Origin of the sequence: Bauldia sp. (assembly GCF_020442045.1) — a bacterium.
Lineage (GTDB): Bacteria > Pseudomonadota > Alphaproteobacteria > Rhizobiales > Kaistiaceae > Bauldia.
This window is the reverse complement of record NZ_JAGRLA010000182.1, coordinates 1-21,551: the sequence shown is the minus strand read 5'-3', so window position 1 is coordinate 21,551 and position 21,551 is coordinate 1. Positions and strand designations below refer to the sequence as shown.

Here is a 21,551-nt window from a genome sequence, read left to right as displayed (position 1 = left end):
TGGGAGCACCGGCCCGGGCCCTTCCCGCGAACTCACCGCAGGACCCGGCGAAGAAAGGCCGCGCCGAGCTGCAGCCCGTCACCGTCGATCCCGTGCTCGAGCCCTGGCGCGACATGCCATTCCGTCTCGAATCCCGCGGCGCCGAGCGCCGGCACCGCGGCATGAAGCGCCATGACCGGAACCACGGGATCGGCGGCGCCATGGACAAGCAGGATCGGCGGTTTGCCGGTTGCTTCCTCACCAAGTCGCTCCGGCCCGGCCAGCATGCCGGAATAGCCGATGATCCCGGCAATCGGCGAACGGCGGCGCGGACCGACGTGAAGCGCCATCATCGTGCCCTGGCTGAAACCGACCAGGGCAAGCGCGGCATCTGTCAGGCCAAGGCTGGCGAGCTCCGCGTCGAGAAAGGCATCGACCGCCGGCGCCGCATGACGGACGCCTTCCGCGATCAGGTGCACGTCAATCGTCGTCAGCGGAAACCACTGCCGGCCCATCGGCGCCTGGGCACAGGGTTCGGGCGCATGCGGCGAGACGAAAGCCGTGTCGGGCAGGATCGGCGCCCAGTGCCGGCCGATATCGACCAGGTCGTTTCCATCTGCGCCATAGCCGTGGAGAAAGACGACAAGGTGTTTCGCCGGGCCGCCGCTGGCCGGTGGAAGTCGTGGTCCGTCGATCATCAAACCGGTTGCGCCGCCCTTTGCCGAGTCGCCCGATAATAGGTCCAGAAGAGCCGCGCCGCGACCCCTCGCCATGGCGACCAGCGCTCGGCCATCGTGGCGACCTCCCGCGCGGCAAGCGGCGCCTTCAGATCGAGCGCCTCCGCCACCGCGTTGCGCAGCGCCAGGTCTCCGGCCGGAAAGATATCGGCATGGCCGAGGCAGAAGAGAAGATAGATATCGGCGGTCCACGGGCCGATTCCCCTGATACCGGTCAGCAGCCGATGGGCTTCGCCGCCCGGAATCGCCGCGAGCCGATCGATGTCGAGACCGGCGCGGCATGCCTCCGCCACGGCGCGAAGGGTTGCGATCTTCGGCCGGGAAAGTCCGACGGTCCGGAAGGTTTCCGCTTCCGCATCGAGGATCGCGCCCGGCGACGGATCGGGGAAAGCGGTCTCGAACCGCCGCCATATCGCCTCGGCGCTGGCCACCGACACCTGCTGGCCGATGACGATCCGCGCCAGTCCCCGGAGGCCGCCGTCGCTTCGCCGCAGCGGAACAGGGCCGGCAACCGCTGCGATCCGTCCGAGCCGCCGGTCGGAACGGAGGAGCCAGGAAAGGCCCTCGGCGATATCGGCCTCGCTCCGGATCACACGCATCCGCCCCGCCTTTGTCCGATTCCCGTCTGCTGATAGACCACGCCTGAAGACGTTGAAGCCAGCTGTCGCGAACCATGCAACCCGTTTTCCGTTTTGCCCCGAGCCCCAACGGCGAGCTGCATCTCGGCCACGCCTTCTCCGCCCTCTTCGACCACGCGCTCTGCACCCGCGCCAATGGTCGTTTCCTGCTGCGCATCGAAGACATCGACCGGACCCGAAGCCGTCCCGTTTTCGAGGCGGCGATCTACCGCGATCTCGAATGGCTTGGCGTCGCCTGGGAGATGCCCGTCCGCCGACAGTCGGAACACATGGCGGCTTACAAGGAGGCGCTCGATGGCCTGCGCGCGCGCGAGCTCGTCTATCCGGCATTCATGACGAGGAGAGAGATCACGCGAGCGGCGTCCGATCCGGCCTGGCCGCGCGATCCCGACGGGGCACCCCTCTATCCCGACCGCGACCGGAACCTCGGGAAGAAGCAGATCGACGAACGGATCGCGGCCGGCGAACCTCATGCCTGGCGTCTGCGTACCGATCTCGCCATGGAAGAAGCCGGGCCGCTTGCCTGGCAGGAGGAGGGCACGGGCCCCGATGGCGAAGATGGCATCGTCGCGGCCCGCCCCGATCTGTGGGGCGATTTCATCGTCGCCCGCAAGGACGTCCCGACGAGCTATCATCTCGCCGTCGTCCTCGATGACGCCCTCCAGGGCGTCACCCATGTTGTCCGCGGAAGGGACCTGTTTCATGCGACCGCCGCTCACCTCCTGCTCCAGAGGCTTCTCGGGCTTCCATCGCCGGTCTATCACCACCATCCGCTGATCACCGACCAAGCCGGACGGAAGCTGTCGAAGTCCGACGGCGCGACCAGCCTGCGCGCGCTGAGGAATGATGGTGCGACGCCGGCCGGCATCCGCGCCATGATCGGGATCGACGAGGCCCTCGCTTCGCTCCCCGGCTAGATCCATTCGAGCACCGACATCCAGATCGTCACGGTGACGACCGCGAAGCCGGTGGAGATCAGGATGGTGTTCGAGGCGAGCGCTTCGCCTGTCCTGAACCGGGCAGCGATGAGATAGGCATTGACGCCCGTCGGGCATGCGGCGGCGATCACCGCGACCTTGGTCCATACCGGCGGCATCGGGACGACATGGCGGGTGACCAGCAGTACCACGCCCGGCATGACGACGAGCTTCAGGATGCTCAGCGCGATGCCCGCCGGAATGTTGCGACGGATGCCGTATTTGCGGAGCGACATGCCAAGTGCGAACAGGGCGAGGGTCGCCGCCACGTCGGCGAGACGATCGACGAGGATCGTTGGTACGCCCGCATAGGGCAATCCGAACAGGCGCCACAGCGCACCCGCGAACAAGCCGATGATAATCGGGTTTGTCACCAGGCTCCTCACCACGCTGCGGGCAATGGATGCCAGGCCGCCATGCGGTTCGGCCGCCCCGTCGCGTCGTTCAGCGCGGCCGATGAGCATGGCGCTCGCCGTCATCATCACCGGCATGTGGACCGCGATGATCAAGGCAAGCGCCACCACGCCGTCATGGCCATAGGCCGCCATCACCAGCGGGATGCCGACCAGCGCGACATTGCTGTATGAGCCGGAGACGCCACCGACCAGGCCTGCCCGCGCATCGCGGCCGAAGCCGCGCCGGATCACCAGATCCCCGATCACCCAGACGACCGCGAGAACCGCGAAATAGGGCAGCCAGATGCGCCACGGTTCGGCGCCGCTGAAATCCGCGGTGGCGATGGTCCGGAAGATGAGCAGCGGTATGGCGATGACGAAGACGAAATCAGCAAGGGCTTCGCCCGCCGGCCGGGTGAGCAGACCCGACCACGCCACGCAATATCCGACCGCGATCAGGCCGAAAACCGGGAGGACGATGTTGGTGATCTCGGAAACGAGCACGGGGAGACGTTAGCCGGTTCTTAAGCAAGCCGCGGGATAGTTGCCTGAATTCGTGCGGGAAGCGAGCGCAAATGCCAGGCGACGGGGCGAGCGAATTGCGGACCTGTGATGGGCGGCGGCCTGTCGTCGCGGTCATCGACGCCAATCCGGCGACGGCGGCCATCGTGACGATGCTGGCGGAGCAGTTCGGGTGCCAGGTGCACACCGAACGATCGGCCGAGGCCGGTCTTGCGCGCCTGAGGCAGGAGCGCCGGGTCGATCTGGTCGCCATCGACTTCGCGGTCAGCGACGTGGACCCCTTCGTCGCGGCGCAACTGATCCGCATGGACGGCAAACACGACGCCCTGCCGATCATCGCCATCGCCGATGCATCCGACCCCAACCTGGTGCAAAGCCGCCGTCCCGTCTGTTTCTCCCGCACGCTGACCCGGCCCTACAGCCCGCGCGAACTCTACGCCGTCCTCGCCACCGCGCTGGCGCGGACCGCCGAGCATGCGTTGCCGCTGAGCTGATCCGCCTCGCCGCTACGGACGCGGCCGGTCCTGCCGCGCCAGCGATGCATTGAGCTCGGCGCCGAAGATCATAATCAGGGCGATCAGATACATGAAGAATATCGCGGTGACGACGCTCGCGAGACCCGCGTAGTAAGCCGCATAGTTGGCGAAGCGCTGCAGGTAGAAGCTGAAGGCCCAGGTGGCGATCAGCCACAGGGCGAGCGTCGTCACGATCCCCGGCCACAGGCGCAGGATGGGCGGACGGCCGGCGGGGAGCCAGAGGTGCGCGGCGACCAGAACGACGGCGAGCGCCGCGCTGGTGATTCCGAGACGAACCACCGTGAAAGTGGTCGCATAAGGCGCGACGGCCGGGAAATGCGCCACCAGCCAGTTGAAGATCAGGGGCCCGAGCACGCCGAGGAATGCCAGGGAAAGACTGGCGACCGCACCGACGATGACGAAGACGATGCTCTGCAGTCGGAGGAAGATGAAGTTTCGGGTGTCGGATACGCGATAGGCCCGGTTCAGCGCGGTGCGCACCGCCTCGACCCCATTCGACGCCAGGAAGATGGTGACCACGATCGAGATGGTCAGGAGTCCGCGCTGCTGCTGCCCGAGCACGTTGCGCACGTCGGCGGTGATCGGTCCGGCGACATCCGCCGGCCAGGCTTCGAACAGGAGGTTCGCGACCCGGTCGGCGAGATCGGCCTCGCCGAAGAAGCTGGCGAGGGCGGCGACGAAGATCAGGAACGGAAAGACCGACATCAGCGCGGACAGCGCGACATGGCTCGCCATGGCGAAGCCGTCGTCGGCGCTGAGATGGCCCACCGCGTCGCCGATTACCCCGCGGCATCGCCTGTATAGTGAACCATTCGGGTCCTTCATGATCTCCCCGCGGGTCGCCGTCCTCGTCGTCGCCGCGTATCACGCTCGCCCGATAAGTGCTAGTTTCGGCCGAGCCGCCGATTCATCCATATCCGACGCCGCCATTGACCGAATCCCCCCGCACGATCCTGATCACCGGCTGTTCGTCGGGCATCGGCCACCACGCGGCGATCGGACTCCGGCGGCGGGGCTGGCGCGTCTTCGCCACGGCGCGAAGGCAGGCGGATGTCGGACGGCTAGCCGACGCGGGACTCGAGTCGCTACGGCTCGACTACGCGGACGAGGAGTCGATCAAAGCCGCCCTGGACGACGTCCTCTCGCGGACCGGCGGCCGGCTCGACGCCCTCTTCAACAACGGCGGCTACGCGCAGGCCGGCGCCATCGAGGATGTCGACACGACGGCGATGCGGGCGCAGTTCGAAGCAAACTTCTTCGGCTGGCACGAGCTGACCCGGCGGGTCATCCCGGTGATGCGCCGCCAGGGGAGCGGGCGCCTCGTCTTCTGCTCATCGGTGCTCGGCTTCGTCGGCGCCCGCTATCGCGGCGCCTATGTCGCCTCGAAGCACGCGGTCGAAGGCTATGCCGACAGCCTCCGTCTCGAACTCCACGGCACCGGCATCGCCGTCGTCCTGATCGAGCCCGGACCGATCGCCAGCAACTTCCGGCAGAACGCGGTCGCGAACATCGACCGGACGATCGACATCGACGAGTCGATCCACAGCGAAACCTATCGACGCGATCTCGCGGAGCGAAGGGACGGCCACACCCACACGCGCTTCCGGCTGGGCCCGGACGCCGTCCTGAAGACGCTGGTCAAGGCGCTCGACAGCACCGATCCGCGGCCGCGCTATCGCGTCACCGTCCCCACCCGCGCCGCCGCGATCCTGAAACGAATCCTGTCGACCCGGATGATGGACCGGATCGCGCGCTGACCGACGATCCGGCGGCGCGAGCCATCGCGCTACGGCTCGAGCTCGGTATCCCAGTAGAGATAGTCGAACCACGATTCATGGAGGTAGTTCGGCGGGAACAGGCGGCCATTATTGTGCAGATCGGCGACCGTCGGCTGATAGGGCATCTGCGCCGGCCACATGCCGGCGTCACGCGGGTGCTTGCCGCCCTTCCTGAGATTGCAGGGCGAGCAGGCCGCGACGACATTGTCCCATGTCGTCTGGCCGCCGCGCGAACGCGGGATCAGGTGGTCGAAGGTCAGGTCGTCCCGGACACCGCAATACTGGCATTCGAAGCGGTCGCGGAGGAAGACGTTGAACCGGGTAAAGGCCGGATGCTTCGCCGGCTTGACGTAGGTCTTGAGCGAGACGACCGAAGGCAGGTTCATCGCGAAGGACGGGCTGTGGACCGCCACGTCATATTCGGAGACGATGTTCACCCGGTCGAGGAACACCGCCTTGATCGCGTCCTGCCACGACCACAGCGACAGCGGGTAGTAGCTGAGCGGCCGGTAGTCGGCATTGAGAACCAGCGCCGGATTGGACCCCGGCGAAACATGGACGTTCACGGGCACTCCCGAATCACTACCGCTTCCGGGGGCTCAACCCCGTGAGCGCGGCGCATACTCTATATGGTATGTGACACGGGTGTGAAGAGGGGGGCCGGATACCGGCTTCCCCCGCGCCCGGCCTCCACGGGCCTTGCCTGCCGGAGGTCACGCCGAACGATGGTTCCCGAGTCTAGTCCGGCACCTCTTCCAGCACCGCGTCGAGCCGGGCGACCAGGTCCTGCTTCGTCTCGTCGTCCGGCATCGCGTCGAGCCGCCGGGAGAGCGCCAGGGTGAAGGCGACATAGTCGTTGGCCCAATCGCGTTCGATCTGGTCCGCCCGCACGCGCGTCGCCTCGGCCGCGTGGCGCAGCGGCTGCTTGCCGGCCTTGAGGGCGAAGACGTCGTCGAGCTGCGGCAGGTGGATGCGCTCGGCCGGGACGCCTTCCCCGACAAGCAGGCCGCTCAGCACCTCGCGCGCGTGATCCTCGCCATGGGTGAGGAAGATTCCGCCGCTGACCGGCAGACGCTCGCGGATCCAGGCGAGCAGCTCCGCCTGGTCGGCATGGGCCGAGTAGCTGCCGAGGCTCCGGATGGTCGCGCGGACCTTGATGTCACTGCCATGGATCCGCACCTCGTCGGCGCCGCCCTGGATGATGGCACCGAGCGTCCCCGGCGCCTGGTAACCGACGAAGAGTACCGTCGCCTCGCGCCGCCACAGGTTGTTCTTGAGGTGATGGCGGATGCGGCCCGCCTCGCACATGCCGCTCGCCGAGATGATAATCGCGCCACCGCTGATCCGGTTGATCGCCTTCGAATCCTCGACGTCCTCGGTGATGCGGAAATTCGGGTGGCGGAACAGCTTCGCCTCGTCGAGGGCGATATCGTCGAGGGTGTCGGCGTGGCGGATGAACACCTTGGTGACGCGACTGGCGAGCGGCGAATCGAGGAAGACGGGCGTCGAGGCCGGTATCCGCCCCTCGGCGAGCAGCACGCCGATGTCGTGGAGCAGCTCCTGGCTTCGCTCAACCGCGAAGCTCGGGATGACGAGGTTGCCGCCCCGTTTCATCGCCTCGACGATCTCGCGCTCCAGAGCCGCGCGGCGTGCCTCGACGGTGATGTCCTCGCGGTCGCGATCGCCATAGGTACTTTCGCAGATGACATAGTCGAAGCCTTCCGGCGCGTCCGGCGCGAGATGGAAGACCTTCTCGTCCGGTCCGAGATCGCCGGAGAACAGGACACGCAGCGGCCGCGGCCCGCCATCGTCGATCGCCAGCTCGATGGAGACCGCGCCGAGGATATGGCCGGCATTCCAGAAGCGCGCCTTCACACCTGGCCCCGGCTCGAACCATTCCTCGAGACCGTGCGGCGCGACATTCTCGAGCGCGACCTCGGCGTCGGCCTGGGTGTAGATCGCCTCGATCTGCGGCTTGCCCTGACGCCGGAGCGTGCGGTTCTTGCGTTCGACCTCGCCCTCCTGGATCTTGCCGCTGTCGGGCAGCATGAAGGTCAGGAGGTCGAGCGTCGGCGCCGTCGCATGGATCGGACCGGCGAAGCCGTGTCGCGTCAGCTTCGGCACCAGGCCGCTGTGGTCGATATGGGCATGGGTCAGGAGCAGGTAGTCGATGGCTCCCGGATCGAAGGGGAACGGCGCATAGTTCAGCTCGCGGATCGTCTTGTTACCCTGGAACATCCCGCAGTCGACCAGGAAACGCCCGCCGTCATGCTCGACGAGATAGCAGGAACCGGTGACCGTCCCCGCCCCTCCACGAAAGGTTATCTTCGTCGCCATGGTCCGATCGGTGCTCCTGTTTCGTCGGTAGAATGCGCCGGAGGCATCCTGACACGGCTGGCGTTAACAAGGCCACCGTCGCCAAGCTTCGATATGCTTCTGAATCGTCAAGACCGCGAGGCATCGATTGGATCTCGTCTGCCCCTCGTTCGTCGCTCACTCGGCGCCGGCGCTCTGCCGGCAGATCGACGTCTATTGCGAGCGCACCAGCTTCGCGCTCGACGGCGAGCCGCTGAACGCATTGACCAACGTGGCGATGCTCGCGGTCGCCGTGATGGCGGCGGTGCTTCAGATCAGGCGGCCCAATCGCGACGCGCGCGGTCTGATCTGGGGAGCGATCGTCGCGGTCGCCATCGGCGGACTTGGCGCGACCCTGTTCCACACCACCGCGGCGGCATGGACCGTGTGGATCGACATGGCGCCGTTCCTCGTCTTCATGCTGATCATCCTGTGGCTGACGCTCACACGGCATTTCGCCTGGACCGCTTGGCCGGCGGGCCTGGGGCTCATCGGCTTTCTCGCAGTGACCATGGGCGCCGGGCCGCTTCTCCCCCGCGCTCTTCTTCCGCCCGGCGCCTACTACCTGACGCCGCTCATCATCCTCGTCGTTGTCGCGTTGCTCCTGCGCCGACGAGGCGTCGCGGCCGCGACCAGCTTCGTGATCGCCGCAGCCGTCTTTCTCGGCGCTTTCCTGGCTCGCGAGCTCGATGCGCCGCTCTGCGCGACCTTCCCGGCAGGCACGCATTTCATCTGGCACCTGCTGGCGGCGGTGCTCGCCTGGGTGCTGATCCGCTCGGCGATCCTCGAAACACCGCCGCGGACCGATGCATTCGGACGGAAGCTGCGATCGACCGGAGACATGCCAGGCTGAACGCGCTATGCCGTCAGCCGACGTTGTCCGACAAGCCAGTGAGGAACGACATGGAATATCGCCTGCTTGGCCGCTCCGGCCTCAAAGTCTCGACCATCGGAATGGGAACCATGACCTTCGGGCGTGGCAAGGATGCGGTCGGTTCGGTCGGGGTCAAGGAAGCGCGCCGGCAGGTCGACATGATGATCGATCACGGCGTCAATCTCGTCGACACGGCGAATGTCTATTCGGCGGGGCGTTCCGAGGAGATCACCGGCGCGGCGCTGAAAGGCAGGCGCGACGACGTCGTCCTCGCCACCAAGGTCCGCTTCGGCATGGGATCCGGCCCGAATGATCGCGGCCTTTCGCGGCACCACATCATCACCCAGTGCGAGGCCAGCCTGCAGCGGCTGCGGACCGACTGGATCGACCTCTACCAGGTGCATCAATGGGACGGCCAGACACCGATCGACGAGATCATGGCGGCGCTCGACTATCTCGTCTCATCCGGGATGGTGCGCTACGTCGGCTGCTCGAACTGGTCGGGCTGGCACATCATGAAGGGACTGGCCGCGGCCGAGCGTCTCGGCGGCGCCCGCTTCGTCAGCCAGCAGATCCATTACACGGTCGAGGCGCGCGAAGCGGAATATGAACTCGTCCCGATCTCCCTTTCGGAAGGGCTCGGCATCCTGGTCTGGAGCCCGCTCGCCGGCGGATTGCTGACCGGCAAGTTCCGGCGCGGCAAGAAGACCCCGACCGGCACCCGCCACGAAAAGGGATGGGGCGAGCCGCCGATCCGTGACTGGGAGCGTGCCTATGACATCATCGAGGTGATCGTCGACATCGCCAGGGCCCGCAAGGTCTCCGGCGCGCAGGTCTCGCTCGCCTGGACGCTGGGTCGTCCGGCCGTGACGTCGGTGATCGTCGGCGGTCGAAGCATGGAGCAATTCAAGGACAGCCTCGGCGCGGCCGAATTGCAGCTCACCGCTGAAGAGCGCCAGCGCCTTGACGATGCCAGCAAGCTTCCCCTGCTCTATCCGTATTGGCACCAGGCGATGACCGCGACCGACCGGCTGTCGGAGGCCGACCTCGCCCTGCTCGCGCCTTATGCCTGACGGTCAGGCGCGCGAGCGGGCGACTTCCGCCGGCTCCTCGGCCAGCGGGCGGAATGCGCCCCACATGGCGACAGCCACCAGGAAGATGGAGACGACCGCATTCCATCCGGCGAAGGACAGGCCGAGCAGGCGCCAGCTCGCCGCGGTGCAGGAGACGACGCGGATGTTGTCGAGCTGCCCGAGCAGGTCGTCGACATCGGCGACCGCGGGAGCATTGCCGCCGCAGTCGGCCGGACCGAGCCACCAGCCCCACTCGGCACCGGCGTGATAGATGCCGAGATAGGCGCCATAGGCGAAGGTGATGCCTGCCGCGACCAGCAGCATGCGCACCACCGTCGGCCTGGCGCCGGCGACCGCGGCCAGCAAGGCGGCGACCGCCAGCGGCAATCCGATGTAATACGGGACCCGCTCCTGCAGGCAGAGGGCGCAGGGTATGAAGCCGCCGATGAGCTCGAAGCCCCAGGCGGTGGCGATCGTCGCAAGGCCGACGACGCTGACCACCGCCGGTGCCATCATTTCCCGACGGCGAGACGCGTCCATCATCGTTTTCCTCAGACCAGGTAGCGGGCGGCAACGAAACCGCCGATCAACAACACCATGAAAACGGTGAAAACAAGTCCGAGCCGGCGTTCGATGAAATCGCGAATTGGTGGGCCGACCCAGTAAAGCAAGCCGGCGACGATGACGAAACGCAAGCCCCGCGCGACGATGCTGGCAATCATGAAGACGATGAAATTGAGGCCCGTCGCGCCGCTGGCGATGGTGATCACCTTGTACGGAAAGGGCGTCACACCCGCCGCCAGGACGATCCACACCCCCCAGTCGTTATACCAGGCGGCGAAGCGCTCGAACTGCTGGTCGTAACCGTAGAATTGCAGGATCGGCTGCGCCACCTGATCGAAAAGGAAGGCGCCGATCAGGTAGCCGAATACCCCGCCAAGCACCGAGGCGATGGTCGCAATCGCCGCGTAGCGCCAGGCCTTGGCCCGATCGGCGAGGACCATCGGAATGAGCAGGACGTCGGGCGGAATCGGGAAGAAGGACGATTCCGCGAAGGCCACGCCCGCGAGCGCCTTTCCTGCATGGCGGCCGGCGGCAAGTCCCATCGTCCAGTCGTAGAGGCGTCGAAGCAAGGCCGGTTCCTATGGCAGTCGATTGATGGCGCGGAGCAGCCTGTCCGCGGAGGTTGACCCCGCCGGGGGCGTCACTATGATCCCGGCCTTCCGATCCGCAAGCTGCGGCATCGGCCTGTCGCGCGGGTGTGGCGGAACTGGTAGACGCGCTGGACTCAAAATCCAGTTCTGGTGACAGAGTGTCGGTTCGAGCCCGACCACCCGCACCATTCCGTTCGCGTCCAGCTTCACTGATCTGCACCAGGTCCCGGGCCTATCGCCTCAAGCGATGACAGACCGCGTCGAGCTGCTCGAGGGTCTTGTAGCGGATCCGCAATTCGCCGCCATCCTTGCCGTGATTGATGGCAACGCCGAGGCCGAGCACGTCGCCGAGCGCCTTTTCAAGGGCCCGCGTGTCGGCGTCCTTCTCCGGCGCCTGCGCTTTCTGCCGCGCCTTGCTTCGTCCGTCGTCAATGGCTTCGGCCTCGCGGACGCTCATCCCGGCCTCGACGATCCTGCGCGCCGCAGCTTCCGGGTCGGAATGGGTCACCAGCGCACGGGCATGGCCAGCGGAAAGCTTCCCGCTTCGCACATAGTCGAGAACGCCGTCCGGCAGCTTGAGCAGGCGCAGCGTGTTGGCGATATGTGAACGGCTCTTGCCGATCACCTCGGCGAGCTGCACCTGCGTATACTGGTGATCGTCGATCAGCTGCTGATAGCCGAGCGCCTCCTCGAGCGGATTGAGATCGGCGCGCTGGACATTCTCGATGATCGCGAGCTCCAGCGCCTCGCTGTCGGAGACCTCGAGGATTACAACCGGAACGTTGTGCAGCCCGACCTTCTGGGCCGCCCGCCAGCGCCGTTCACCCGCGATGATCTCATACCCATTGTCCGCTGCCGCGACCGGGCGCACCAGGATCGGCTGGACGACCCCGCGCTCCTTGACCGACGCCGCGAGATCGTCGAGGTCGGCCGCGCCAAAGTCTTTCCGGGGGTTGCGCGGATTGGGTCGCAGGAACTCGACCGGCAATGTCTTTGGCGGCGCGCTGCGACGCTTTTCCGGACCCGGCTCGGTGGCAACGTCGCCGATCAAAGCGGCGAGGCCGCGGCCAAGGCGCTGCCGGGATGTCTCTTCAGCCATGGCCATTCCCTTTGTTTCTCATGGGGTTATATGGTTAACAAAAAGTAGCTAATTCGTTTCGATGGCGAATCGTGCTCAAGCCGCGCGCAATTGGCGTTCGCGCTGGATGATCTCGGCGGCGAGCCGCAGATAGGCCTGGCTGCCGCTGCTCTTGAAGTCGTAGAGCAGCACGGGCTTGCCGTGGGACGGTGCCTCCGAAACGCGGACATTTCTTGGAATCACGGTTTCGTAGACGGCCGCGCCCATGTTCTCGCGAACGTCCGCCGCGACCTGGCTGGAAAGGGAATTCCGGGTGTCGAACATAGTAAGAACGATGCCGTGGATCGACAACTCCGGGTTGAGCGACTGCTTGACCTGCTCGACCGTCTGGAGAAGCTGGCTCAATCCCTCCAGCGCAAAGAATTCACATTGCAGCGGCACGAGAACCGAATGCGACGCCGCCATCCCGTTGATCGTCAGGAGGTTCAGCGAGGGCGGGCAATCGACCAGGACATAGGTGTAGTTTCGGGACCGACTCGAATCTCGTTCCGAGAACGGAGCAAGTGCCTTGCGAAGCCGGAAGGCGCGATCGCTGCTGGCCGCGATTTCGAGCTCGACGCCGAGCAGATCCAATGTCGATGGTGCGACGGATACCCGTGGGACCGCGGTCGTCATCGCGACGTCTTCCAGCGACGCTTCTCCGAGCATGAGGTCGTAGGTCGACAGGGTCCGGCTCCTGCGGTCGATGCCGAGGCCGGTCGACGCATTGCCCTGCGGATCGAGATCGACGATGAGCACCTCTTCGCCGATCGCGGCCAGGGCGGTGCCCAGGTTGATCGCGGTCGTCGTCTTGCCGACGCCGCCCTTCTGGTTGGCGAGGGCGATTACCCGTGGTGATGGAGGCAGGCTCATCGCGTTTCGTCACCGATACCACTGCCGGCGTCCCTGCGGACAGGCTGCCGAATTTCCAGGATGACGCCATCCATATTGATTCGACTCTGGTGTTTTACCAGATCGAAACCCCAAGATAGAGCGGCTTCATCGATTTCCCGCACAAAATCCGCCCCTTTGTAGAATGCGGCCGGAACACCCGTCGCCAACACCGGCTCCGACAGATCAAGCAGCTTCGCGAGCGGCGCAAGCGCACGGGCGGTCACCCGATCGACCGGTTCGCTCCACCCCGCCAGCATCGTCTCGATCCGTCCCTGATGGACCGTGACCGGAAGACCGATCTGACGGGTGGCCGTTCGAAGGAACGCACATTTCCGTCCGTTGCTCTCGACCAGATGGATCGCGGCGCCGGGCTGGCCGGCCAGCAGGCATCCGAGGACCAGACCCGGAAAACCGCCACCGCTGCCGAGATCGAGCCACCGGCGGGCGTCGGGGAACAAGGCGACAAGCTGCGCCGAATCGGCGACATGGCGCCGCCATATCTCGGGCAAGGTCGCCGGCGCAACCAGGTTTTCCGCTGGCTGCCATTTGCGCACCAGGGCGACCAGCGCTTCGAGACGGGCAAGTGTTTCACGTGAAACACCAAGGATCGCCCGAATGGCGTCCGGCCCGTCGACGGACTCGGAATCAGGCGACATCGCGGTCCCGACGACGGTTCACCTCCGCCAGCAGGGCGACCAGCGCCGCAGGTGTAACGCCGCTGACGCGCCCCGCCTGACCAAGGGTTTGCGGCGCGGCTGCCGCCAGTCGTTCCCGCATCTCGTTCGACAGGCCGGCCACCGCCCCGTATTCCAGATCATCGGGGATCGCCACATTCTCGTCGCGGCGGAAGGACTCGATATCCGCTTCCTGGCGACCGAGATACATCGCGTATCCAGCATCGATCTCGATCTGTTCGGAGACGAATCGATCGAGCGCCCCGAGCTCCGGCCAAATCGCCGCCAGGGTCTCCATGGAAATGTCCGGCCGTGCCAGCAATTCGAAGGCCGAGCGCCGGACACCATCCTGGTTCAGATTGAGCCCTTGGCGCGCCGCTTCATTCGGCGTTGCCGACAGCCGCTCCGCCATCGCGCGGGCCCCTTCGATCGCCGCCTGCTTCTGCCGGAAATGCCGGCTCCGGTCGTTTCCCACGATCCCGAACTCCTCGCCCCTCGCCGTGAGCCGCCTATCCGCATTATCCGCGCGGAGCGACAACCGGTATTCGGCGCGGGAAGTGAACATCCGGTAGGGCTCGGTCACACCGCGGGCCACGAGGTCATCGATCATGACCCCGATATAGGCGTCGGCGCGACCAAGCACGGCTCCAGCCATACCCGAGGCCCGCCGGGCCGCATTGAGGCCGGCGACCAGACCCTGGCCCGCCGCCTCTTCATAGCCCGTCGTCCCGTTGATCTGGCCGGCCAGGAACAGCCCCGGCAGCCGCCTTGTTTCCAGCGTCGCCGAAAGCTCCCGCGGATCGACATGGTCATATTCGATCGCATACCCGGCCCGCTTGATCACCGCCTTCTCAAGACCGGGGATCGACGCGACCATCGCCGCCTGGACATCTTCCGGCAGCGACGTCGAAATCCCGTTCGGGTAAATCGTATCGTCGTCGAGACCTTCCGGCTCGAGGAAGATCTGGTGGCCGTCGCGCTCGCCGAAGCGGACCACCTTGTCCTCGATCGACGGGCAGTAGCGCGGGCCCCGACCCGTGATGTGACCGCCATACATCGCCGAGCGCCCGATATTGGCTTCGATGATCGTGTGGGTCTCCGCCGTCGTCCGGGTGATGTGGCAATCGACCTGAGGCGTGGTGATCGCGCCGGTCAGGAAGGAAAACGGAACCGGCGGCTCGTCACCCGGCTGGCGGACCAGACCGGCCCAGTCGATGGTCTTGCCGTCGAGCCGGGGAGGGGTCCCGGTCTTCAGACGCCCCATGCGGAATCCGAGGCGCTCGATGGTCTCCGCCAGGCCGACCGCCGGCCCCTCGCCGACCCGGCCGGCCGGGATCGTCTTCTCGCCGATATGGATCACGCCCCGCAGAAACGTCCCGGTGGTGATCACCACGGCGCCAGCCGCCAGCTCCCGACCGTTGGCAAGGCGCACTCCGGTCGCGCGGCCTTCGACGACCATCAGATCGTCGACCTCCCCCTCGACAATCGTGAGATTCGCCGTGCCCCGCAGGAGATCCTGGATCGCCGCGCGGTAGAGGCGCCGGTCCGCCTGGGCGCGCGGACCACGGACCGCCGGTCCCTTGCGGCGGTTCAGGACGCGGAACTGGATCCCGGCACGATCCGCCGCCACGCCCATCAGCCCGTCCAGCGCATCGACCTCCCGAACAAGATGGCCCTTCCCGATCCCTCCGATCGCGGGATTGCACGACATGGCACCGACAGTCGCGAAAGCATGCGTCACCAGCGCCGTTCGCGCACCGAACCGCGCGGCCGCGGCTGCCGCCTCGGTCCCCGCGTGGCCGCCGCCGACAACAATGACATCGAACCTGTTCATGGCGCTTTCCCTAGCCAGAGTCACCCGCGTCGTCAAAGAAGAACTTGGGACAGCATTTCCCCGAGAGCGAGTGTTTCACGTGAAACACCGGCCGACGAAGCGGCTCTTTTCCGCCATTTCCAGGCCGGGCAGGGCGCCAAACACGCCATTGCGACACCGCCGGACACGCTCCGGGCGCTTCCGGACGGACGCCGGGCAAGGATTGGCGCCCACCGAGACGGGCGCGGACACCGCCGGGCACGACCGCCCCAGCCGACGATTCACTTTCCGATGCAGAATTCGCCGAAGATGACGTCGAGCAACTCCTCGACATCCACCCGACCCGTCACCCTGCCCAGCGCATCGGAGGCCCGACGCAGCTCCTCCGCCCGCAATTCGAGCGGCCGGTCAGCCCCGCCCAGCGCTTCATCCAGCGCCACCCGACACCCGGCAAGCGCCGACCGCTGCCGCGTCCGCGTCACCAGCGCCGCCCCCCGTCCACCAAGCGCCCGCCGGGCCCACTCGCCGAGCCGGCCAACCAGAGTGTCGAGCCCCTCGCCGGTGACCAGCGACGTCACGATCTCGCACCTGTCGGCGCGCGCGGTTCGTTCTTCCTCCGAATCGACCCGGTCGGCCTTCGTCCCGATCCGGATCATCCGGACCCCGCCGGGGGATTTCGCTTCCGTGACCGGACCCGCCATATCCTCAAGCCAAAGCACGAGGTCCGCCGCCTCGGCGCGGCGGGCGGCCCGCCGCATCCCCTCCCGTTCGATCGCGCCGGCGGCCTCACGCAGGCCCGCTGTATCGACAACGGTCACCGGATAGCCGCCGAGATCGAGCCGCACCTCGATGACGTCGCGGGTGGTGCCCGGTTCCTCGGAGACGATCGCCACGTCCCGCCGCGCGAGTGCGTTGATCAGGCTCGACTTGCCGGCATTCGGCGCGCCGAGCACCACCACCTCGAATCCATCCCGCAGCCTCTCGCCCCGGTGGGAATCCGCCAGCGCCTCGCCGATCTCGGACGACACCGCGGCGACATCCGCCCAGGCGGAGTCGGAAACCGAACCGGGAACATCCTCCTCGTCGGGGAAATCAAGCTCCGCCTCCAGAAGGGCGCGGGCCCGGACCAGCCGCTCCCGCCAGCCTTCGCAGGCCTCGCGCAGGCCGCCCCCGGCCTGCTGCAGCGCCTGCCGGCGCTGGGCTTCGGTCTCCGCCGCGACGAGATCGGCAAGCCCCTCGACCTGGCTGAGATCGAGCCGGCCGGTTTCGAAAGCCCGCCGGGTGAACTCCCCGGCCTCCGCCGCGCGGAATCCCGGCAGACCCTCGAGGCTGTCGAGAACCGCGGCGACCACCGCCCGGCCCCCGTGGAGATGAAACTCCGCGATGTCTTCTCCCGTGAAGCTCGCGGGCCCCGGAAAGAACAGAACGAGCCCACGGTCGACAGGCTCGCCGGAAGCATTACGTATGGTTCTGAGAGAGGCGCGCCTTGGTTCCGGAATCGAATCAATCAGTGTTTCGAGTCCGAATCGAACTCCGGGGCCGGACATCCGGATGACGGCGACCCCGGCAGGCGTCCCACCCGATGCCAGGGCATAGATCGTGTCGCCCGCCATACGCCCTATCTAACCCGCCGAAGCGTTACTAGAGTGCAAACCATGAGCGAGAACCTGCTGGCCCACGAATCAAGCCCCTATCTTTTGCAGCACAAGGACAATCCCGTCCACTGGCGCGCCTGGGGTCCCGCCGCCCTGGAAGAAGCCCGACGCGCCAACAAGCCGATCCTCCTCTCCGTCGGCTACGCCGCCTGCCACTGGTGCCATGTCATGGCCCACGAGAGTTTCGAGGACCCGGAGACCGCCGCGGTGATGAATCGGCTCTTCGTGAATATCAAGGTCGATCGCGAGGAACGTCCCGACATCGACCAGATCTATATGGCCGCCCTCCATGCGCTCGGCGAGCAGGGCGGCTGGCCCCTGACCATGTTCCTCACCCCCGACGGCAAGCCGGTCTGGGGCGGCACCTATTTCCCGAAGACCGCCCGCTACGGCCGCCCATCCTTCGTCAGCGTCCTCGAAGAGGTCGCCCGGGTCGCCCGAGAAGAGCCTGAGACCTTCGCGCACAACAGCGGCCTGCTCCTCGAGCGCCTTTCCGCCCATCCGCAAGCGACCGAAGGCACCGTCGCCCTCGGCCCCGACCTCCTCGACCGCGCCGCCGCCCGGCTGCTCGGCCTCACCGACCGCGAGCATGGCGGCACCAAGGGCGCCCCGAAATTCCCCCAGGCAACGCTTCTTTCCTTCCTCTGGCGAACCGGCAGCCGCACCGGCGACCCGAGCTTCCACGACGCGGTGCTGACCACCCTCCGCAACATCTGCCAGGGTGGCATCTACGATCACCTTGCCGGCGGCTTCGCACGCTACGCCGTCGACGACCGCTGGCTGGTCCCGCATTTCGAGAAGATGCTTTACGACAACGCCCAGCTTCTCGAGCTGCTGTCCGACGCCTTCATCGCGACCGGCGATCCGCTCTTTCGCGACCGCGCCGCAGAAACCGTCGCCTGGCTGACGCGCGAGATGGCGACGCCCTCCGGCGCCTTCGCCGCCAGCATCGACGCGGATTCCGAGGGAATCGAGGGCAAGTTCTACACCTGGAGCGAAGACGACATCCTCGCGATCCTCGGACCGCGGGACGGCGCCTTCTTCGCCAGCCATTATGGCGTCTATCGCGCCGGCAACTGGGAAGGCGTCAACATCCTGAACCGGCTCGGTACAATGGCCCGGCTCACCGACGAGGACGAGGACCGGCTCGCCGCGTCGCGCGCCAGACTCCTCGCTGCCCGGACGAACCGCATCCGCCCCGCAACCGACGACAAGATCCTCGCCGACTGGAACGGGCTGACCATCGCCGCGCTCGCCCTGGCCGGCACGATCTTCGGCAAACCCGACTGGATCGCCGCCGCGAGCCGCGCCTTCGACTTCATCACCGGCCCGATGAGCCGCGCCGGCCGCCTCGCCCATTCCTGGCGGGACGGCAAATCCGTCTTCCCGGGCCTCGCCACCGACTATGCGAACATGACCAAGGCAGCACTCGCCCTCCACGCCGCGACGCTCGCGCCACCCTACCTCGCCGAAGCCGAACGCCTTGCCGCCCTGATGCGCAGCCACCACTGGGATCCGGCCTCCGGCGGCTATTTCCTCCCCGCCGACGACGCCGAGGCCCTGATCATCCGCCCCCGTTCCCAGACCGACGAAGCCACCCCTGCCGCCGACTCGGTGATGGCGGCGAACCTGATCCGCCTCTGGCACCTGACCGGGAATGAAAGCTATCGCGACGATGCCGACGCGATCCTCGCGGCGGCCGCACCGGCGATCGCCGCCAATCTCTTCGCCACCGCCGGCATCCTCGCCGCCCTCGACTTCCGCCTCACCGCCACCGACGTCGTCATCGTCCATCCCGCCGCCGCCGCACCCGACCTTCTCGTCGCCGCCGCCCGCGCCCATTCCACGCCCTCGACCATCCTCGCGGTCTTCGCCGACGCCGCCGATCTTCCCCCCGCCCATCCGGCCTCGGGCAAGCGCCCGGTCGATCGCCAGCCGACCGCCTATGTCTGCCGCGGCGAGACCTGCTCGCTGCCGGTGACCGACCCGGCAGAGCTCCCCGTCCTCCTCCAGGAACGGCGGCTTGCCGCGCCTTTTATGGTTTACGATTCGTAAACCCTAGCCGGCTACCATTCTCCATCAGCAACCTGCTCCGGCCATTTTCCGGCCGGCACCCTGACCACACGCGGCGCCGTCTTCGAGCCGTAACACGACCCGGAACGACATTGCGCCGCCCTTCCAGACGGGCACCCGGCCATGACCACCGTTTTGCAGGCTCGTTACCCCTCCAGCGCCACACCGGCGCCGACCTTCACGACCTACCATTTCACCTACCGCTTCGAGGGCGCCGAATGGAGCATCGCCATTCCCGCCCAGTCGCTCCAGGAAGCCAAGGAGCGTGTGAAGGTGCTTGGATTCGCCCGCTACGAGGGAGAGGCCGGGTCATCCGCGCGCCGCACATCCGGAAGACGGGGGAGCGGCTGGTTCCGCCGCGCCCTGCAATCGCCCTGACCCCGGGACCTGGGGCAACGAACCGGAGCGGCTGAGGGACCTGGTTGCCATTTGGCATCACCTCTCCTATATCTTGCCATATAGGAGGCGTTCGTGCCCGTGCTCCACAGCATCGATACCGTGCCGGCCGATTTCGTGCCGGCGCCCGTCACCGCGGAGGAATCGGCCGCGATGTTCCGCGCCGCGGTCAACCTCTTCCGTCTCTGGGGGCTGACCGACACCCAGGCGGCGACGCTCCTCGACCTGCCGCTGCGCACCTACCGCCGCTGGAAGGCCGGCGACCCCGGCCGGATCGAGCGCGACCGCGCGGCGCGGCTGTCGAACCTGATGGGCATCCACAAGGCGCTCCGCATCATCTTTCGCGAGCCGCAGCGCGGCTATGACTGGGTCACCAGGCCGAACGCCGCCTTTGCCGGGCGCACCGCCCTCGAGGTCATGCTCGGCGGCGAGCTGACCGACCTGATGCGGGTGCGCCGCTATCTCGACGCCGAACGCGGCGCCTGGTGATCGACCCCGGCGCCATCCCCGTCGCCGCGGTGTCCTGGGCAGGCGCGGTGCGGATCATCCGCAGCCTCCATCCGCCCGTCGACCTCTTCGAGGACATCGCCGACCCGGCCGACTGGCCGCTGCTGATATCGGCCGAGCAGAAGACCAACCCGCGGCTGATGGAATCGGTCGGCAACCTCGACCTCGTGCCGCCGGCGCGGCGCGTCTCCGGTCCGGGCGCCAGCATCCTGATGGCGCCCTTCACCCATGCGAGCCCCGACCGGCCGAGCCGTTTCACCGACGGCCGGTTCGGGGTTTTGTACGCCGGCAAACGATTCGAGACGGCGCTGTTCGAGACCATCCACCACCACGCCCGCTTCATGGCGCGGACCGCCGAAGAGCCGGGCTGGACATCGCAGTTCCGCGAGATCCTCCTCGACGTCGCGGCGCCGCTCCACGACATCCGGGGCGGCGACGTGGGCTACGCCGACATCCTCGATCCTGACCGCCATGCGGCGGCACAGGCGCTCGGCGCGGCGCTTCGCCGGTCGGGATCGGACGGCGTCGTCTATCCGAGCGCGCGGCATTCCGGCGGCGAATGCGTCGGCCTGTTCTATCCCGACGGCGCGGCCCATGCGGTGCAGGGCCGTCACCTCGACTATCACTGGGACGGCAGCCGGGTCGACTTCTACCGCGACCGCGGCGCCGGCAAGGTCTACCGGATCGACTGAGGCGGAAGGCGGCAAGACACCGCCTCCCCGACCTTTCGGCCGCCTCAGGTATTCATCGACTCGAAGAACTCGTCGTTGTTCTTGGTCTGGCGGAGCTTGTCGAGCAGGAACTCGATCGCGTCGACGGTGCCCATCGGCATCAGGATGCGGCGGAGGACGTACATCTTCTTCAGGACGTCCGGCGGCACCAGCAGCTCCTCCTTGCGGGTGCCGGAGCGGGTGATGTCGATCGCCGGGAAGGTGCGCTTGTCGGCGACCTTGCGGTCGAGGATGATTTCCGAGTTGCCGGTGCCCTTGAACTCCTCGAAGATCACCTCGTCCATGCGGCTGCCGGTGTCGATCAGCGCCGTCGAGATGATGGTCAGCGAACCGCCTTCCTCGATGTTGCGGGCGGCGCCGAAGAAGCGCTTCGGCCGCTGCAGGGCGTTGGCGTCGACACCGCCGGTCAGCACCTTGCCGGAGGACGGCACGACGGTGTTGTAGGCGCGGCCAAGACGCGTGATGGAATCGAGCAGGATGACGACGTCGCGCTTGTGCTCCACGAGCCGCTTCGCTTTCTCGATCACCATCTCGGAAACCTGCACGTGCCGTGACGGCGGCTCGTCGAACGTCGAGGAGATCACCTCGCCGTTGACCGAGCGCTGCATGTCGGTGACCTCTTCCGGGCGCTCGTCGATGAGCAACACGATCAGGAAGCACTCGGGATGATTGG

The 21,551-nt window shown here is 66.9% G+C and carries 23 protein-coding genes and 1 tRNA gene; 10 read left to right on the top strand and 14 right to left on the bottom strand.

All coding sequences use genetic code 11. From position 1 onward, the window contains the following. Positions 1–32: 32 nt before the first annotated feature. Both KDJ86_RS19820 and KDJ86_RS19815 read right to left on the bottom strand, forming a co-directional pair. A complete protein-coding gene (locus KDJ86_RS19820; protein ID WP_291749940.1) occupies positions 33–677 on the bottom strand; it encodes an alpha/beta hydrolase in 645 nt (214 codons plus the stop codon). Next, entirely contained in the window at positions 677–1,315 is a 639-nt protein-coding gene (locus KDJ86_RS19815; protein ID WP_291749937.1) for a DNA-3-methyladenine glycosylase family protein, read from the bottom strand. The genes KDJ86_RS19820 and KDJ86_RS19815 overlap by 1 nt, the downstream gene beginning before the upstream one ends. A 74-nt stretch (positions 1,316–1,389) precedes the next feature. Here KDJ86_RS19815 and gluQRS point away from each other — a divergent pair, with 74 nt between their 5' ends. Next, positions 1,390–2,271 (top strand): tRNA glutamyl-Q(34) synthetase GluQRS, encoded by an 882-nt coding sequence (gluQRS, locus tag KDJ86_RS19810; RefSeq protein WP_291749934.1) that lies wholly within the window; start codon positions 1,390–1,392, stop codon positions 2,269–2,271. Here gluQRS and KDJ86_RS19805 read toward each other — a convergent pair. Then, entirely contained in the window at positions 2,268–3,230 is a 963-nt protein-coding gene (locus KDJ86_RS19805; protein WP_291749932.1) for an AEC family transporter, read from the bottom strand. The genes gluQRS and KDJ86_RS19805 overlap by 4 nt on opposite strands. A gap of 71 nt (positions 3,231–3,301) precedes the next feature. Here KDJ86_RS19805 and KDJ86_RS19800 point away from each other — a divergent pair, with 71 nt between their 5' ends. Next, the gene (locus KDJ86_RS19800) at positions 3,302–3,742 is read left to right on the top strand and encodes a response regulator (protein ID WP_291749930.1); all 441 of its coding nucleotides are present in this window, start codon (positions 3,302–3,304) and stop codon (positions 3,740–3,742) included. Positions 3,743–3,754: 12 nt separating this feature from the next. Here the strand turns inward: KDJ86_RS19800 and KDJ86_RS19795 are convergent, their stop codons facing one another. Further along, positions 3,755–4,609: a YihY/virulence factor BrkB family protein gene (locus KDJ86_RS19795; protein WP_291749928.1), complete on the bottom strand. Its 855-nt coding sequence runs from the start codon at positions 4,607–4,609 to the stop codon at positions 3,755–3,757. 104 nt (positions 4,610–4,713) lie between these two features. Here KDJ86_RS19795 and KDJ86_RS19790 point away from each other — a divergent pair, with 104 nt between their 5' ends. Continuing rightward, the gene (locus tag KDJ86_RS19790) at positions 4,714–5,541 is read left to right on the top strand and encodes an SDR family oxidoreductase (protein ID WP_291749926.1); all 828 of its coding nucleotides are present in this window, start codon (positions 4,714–4,716) and stop codon (positions 5,539–5,541) included. A 29-nt stretch (positions 5,542–5,570) separates the two neighbouring features. On the opposite strand, the gene KDJ86_RS19785 is transcribed toward KDJ86_RS19790, so the two are convergent. Next, positions 5,571–6,128: an HNH endonuclease gene (locus KDJ86_RS19785; protein ID WP_291749924.1), complete on the bottom strand. Its 558-nt coding sequence runs from the start codon at positions 6,126–6,128 to the stop codon at positions 5,571–5,573. A 172-nt stretch (positions 6,129–6,300) separates the two neighbouring features. Then, positions 6,301–7,899, bottom strand: coding sequence for an MBL fold metallo-hydrolase (locus KDJ86_RS19780; RefSeq protein WP_291749922.1), 1,599 nt, complete (start codon positions 7,897–7,899; stop codon positions 6,301–6,303). A gap of 127 nt (positions 7,900–8,026) precedes the next feature. On the opposite strand from KDJ86_RS19780, the gene KDJ86_RS19775 reads away from it, so the two are divergent. Further along, positions 8,027–8,770, top strand: a complete 744-nt coding sequence (locus KDJ86_RS19775; RefSeq protein ID WP_291749920.1) for a ceramidase domain-containing protein — start codon at positions 8,027–8,029, stop codon at positions 8,768–8,770. Positions 8,771–8,820: 50 nt separating this feature from the next. After that, entirely contained in the window at positions 8,821–9,864 is a 1,044-nt protein-coding gene (locus KDJ86_RS19770) for an aldo/keto reductase (RefSeq protein WP_291749918.1), read from the top strand. A 3-nt stretch (positions 9,865–9,867) separates the two neighbouring features. On the opposite strand, the gene KDJ86_RS19765 is transcribed toward KDJ86_RS19770, so the two are convergent. Both KDJ86_RS19765 and KDJ86_RS19760 read right to left on the bottom strand, forming a co-directional pair. Continuing rightward, complete coding sequence (locus tag KDJ86_RS19765; RefSeq protein ID WP_291749916.1) at positions 9,868–10,404, bottom strand: disulfide bond formation protein B; 537 nt, start codon at positions 10,402–10,404, stop codon at positions 9,868–9,870. 11 nt (positions 10,405–10,415) lie between these two features. Then, positions 10,416–10,997, bottom strand: coding sequence for a YqaA family protein (locus tag KDJ86_RS19760; protein ID WP_291749914.1), 582 nt, complete (start codon positions 10,995–10,997; stop codon positions 10,416–10,418). Positions 10,998–11,119: 122 nt separating this feature from the next. Here KDJ86_RS19760 and KDJ86_RS19755 point away from each other — a divergent pair. Next, positions 11,120–11,206: transfer RNA gene (locus KDJ86_RS19755), tRNA-Leu, on the top strand. Positions 11,207–11,250: 44 nt separating this feature from the next. On the opposite strand, the gene KDJ86_RS19750 is transcribed toward KDJ86_RS19755, so the two are convergent. From KDJ86_RS19750 to mnmE, 5 genes are all read right to left on the bottom strand, one after another. Next, on the bottom strand, positions 11,251–12,117 hold the full coding sequence (locus KDJ86_RS19750) for a ParB/RepB/Spo0J family partition protein (RefSeq protein ID WP_291749911.1): 867 nt from the start codon (positions 12,115–12,117) through the stop codon (positions 11,251–11,253). A gap of 75 nt (positions 12,118–12,192) precedes the next feature. Next, on the bottom strand, positions 12,193–13,008 hold the full coding sequence (locus tag KDJ86_RS19745) for a ParA family protein (RefSeq protein WP_291749908.1): 816 nt from the start codon (positions 13,006–13,008) through the stop codon (positions 12,193–12,195). Next, positions 13,005–13,685 carry a 16S rRNA (guanine(527)-N(7))-methyltransferase RsmG gene (gene rsmG, locus KDJ86_RS19740; RefSeq protein ID WP_291749906.1) on the bottom strand — a complete coding sequence of 227 codons (681 nt, stop codon included), beginning with the start codon at positions 13,683–13,685 and terminating at the stop codon, positions 13,005–13,007. Before rsmG ends, KDJ86_RS19745 begins: the two co-directional genes overlap by 4 nt. After that, positions 13,675–15,537, bottom strand: a complete 1,863-nt coding sequence (mnmG, locus tag KDJ86_RS19735; RefSeq protein ID WP_291749904.1) for a tRNA uridine-5-carboxymethylaminomethyl(34) synthesis enzyme MnmG — start codon at positions 15,535–15,537, stop codon at positions 13,675–13,677. The genes rsmG and mnmG overlap by 11 nt, the downstream gene beginning before the upstream one ends. 260 nt (positions 15,538–15,797) lie before the next feature. Next, on the bottom strand, positions 15,798–17,129 hold the full coding sequence (gene mnmE, locus KDJ86_RS19730) for a tRNA uridine-5-carboxymethylaminomethyl(34) synthesis GTPase MnmE (protein ID WP_291749901.1): 1,332 nt from the start codon (positions 17,127–17,129) through the stop codon (positions 15,798–15,800). Between the two features lie 42 nt (positions 17,130–17,171). Here mnmE and KDJ86_RS19725 point away from each other — a divergent pair, with 42 nt between their 5' ends. From KDJ86_RS19725 to KDJ86_RS19710, 4 genes are all read left to right on the top strand, one after another. After that, a complete protein-coding gene (locus tag KDJ86_RS19725) occupies positions 17,172–19,226 on the top strand; it encodes a thioredoxin domain-containing protein (RefSeq protein WP_291749900.1) in 2,055 nt (684 codons plus the stop codon). Positions 19,227–19,367: 141 nt separating this feature from the next. After that, a complete protein-coding gene (locus KDJ86_RS19720) occupies positions 19,368–19,622 on the top strand; it encodes a hypothetical protein (protein ID WP_291749897.1) in 255 nt (84 codons plus the stop codon). 93 nt (positions 19,623–19,715) lie between these two features. Next, positions 19,716–20,129 carry an antitoxin Xre-like helix-turn-helix domain-containing protein gene (locus tag KDJ86_RS19715; protein WP_291749895.1) on the top strand — a complete coding sequence of 138 codons (414 nt, stop codon included), beginning with the start codon at positions 19,716–19,718 and terminating at the stop codon, positions 20,127–20,129. Next, positions 20,123–20,839: an RES family NAD+ phosphorylase gene (locus KDJ86_RS19710; RefSeq protein WP_521085324.1), complete on the top strand. Its 717-nt coding sequence runs from the start codon at positions 20,123–20,125 to the stop codon at positions 20,837–20,839. Before KDJ86_RS19715 ends, KDJ86_RS19710 begins: the two co-directional genes overlap by 7 nt. Before the next feature lie 44 nt (positions 20,840–20,883). Here KDJ86_RS19710 and rho read toward each other — a convergent pair. Then, on the bottom strand, positions 20,884–21,551 hold a 668-nt coding region (rho, locus tag KDJ86_RS19705), incomplete at its 5' end, for a transcription termination factor Rho (protein WP_291749892.1).

Excerpts from the sequence above, each read along its gene's own strand:
- gluQRS (WP_291749934.1), top strand. The coding sequence starts at position 1,390 with ATGCAACCCGTTTTCCGTTTTGCCCCGAGCCCCAACGGCGAGCTGCAT.
- mnmG (WP_291749904.1), bottom strand. The coding sequence starts at position 15,537 with ATGAACAGGTTCGATGTCATTGTTGTCGGCGGCGGCCACGCGGGGACC.
- KDJ86_RS19800 (WP_291749930.1), top strand. The coding sequence starts at position 3,302 with ATGCCAGGCGACGGGGCGAGCGAATTGCGGACCTGTGATGGGCGGCGG.
- KDJ86_RS19750 (WP_291749911.1), bottom strand. The coding sequence starts at position 12,117 with ATGGCTGAAGAGACATCCCGGCAGCGCCTTGGCCGCGGCCTCGCCGCT.
- KDJ86_RS19795 (WP_291749928.1), bottom strand. The coding sequence starts at position 4,609 with ATGAAGGACCCGAATGGTTCACTATACAGGCGATGCCGCGGGGTAATC.
- KDJ86_RS19820 (WP_291749940.1), bottom strand. The coding sequence starts at position 677 with ATGATCGACGGACCACGACTTCCACCGGCCAGCGGCGGCCCGGCGAAA.
- KDJ86_RS19720 (WP_291749897.1), top strand. The coding sequence starts at position 19,368 with ATGACCACCGTTTTGCAGGCTCGTTACCCCTCCAGCGCCACACCGGCG.
- mnmE (WP_291749901.1), bottom strand. The coding sequence starts at position 17,129 with ATGGCGGGCGACACGATCTATGCCCTGGCATCGGGTGGGACGCCTGCC.
- KDJ86_RS19745 (WP_291749908.1), bottom strand. The coding sequence starts at position 13,008 with ATGAGCCTGCCTCCATCACCACGGGTAATCGCCCTCGCCAACCAGAAG.
- KDJ86_RS19725 (WP_291749900.1), top strand. The coding sequence starts at position 17,172 with ATGAGCGAGAACCTGCTGGCCCACGAATCAAGCCCCTATCTTTTGCAG.
- KDJ86_RS19815 (WP_291749937.1), bottom strand. The coding sequence starts at position 1,315 with ATGCGTGTGATCCGGAGCGAGGCCGATATCGCCGAGGGCCTTTCCTGG.
- rsmG (WP_291749906.1), bottom strand. The coding sequence starts at position 13,685 with ATGTCGCCTGATTCCGAGTCCGTCGACGGGCCGGACGCCATTCGGGCG.
- KDJ86_RS19765 (WP_291749916.1), bottom strand. The coding sequence starts at position 10,404 with ATGGACGCGTCTCGCCGTCGGGAAATGATGGCACCGGCGGTGGTCAGC.
- KDJ86_RS19780 (WP_291749922.1), bottom strand. The coding sequence starts at position 7,899 with ATGGCGACGAAGATAACCTTTCGTGGAGGGGCGGGGACGGTCACCGGT.
- KDJ86_RS19770 (WP_291749918.1), top strand. The coding sequence starts at position 8,821 with ATGGAATATCGCCTGCTTGGCCGCTCCGGCCTCAAAGTCTCGACCATC.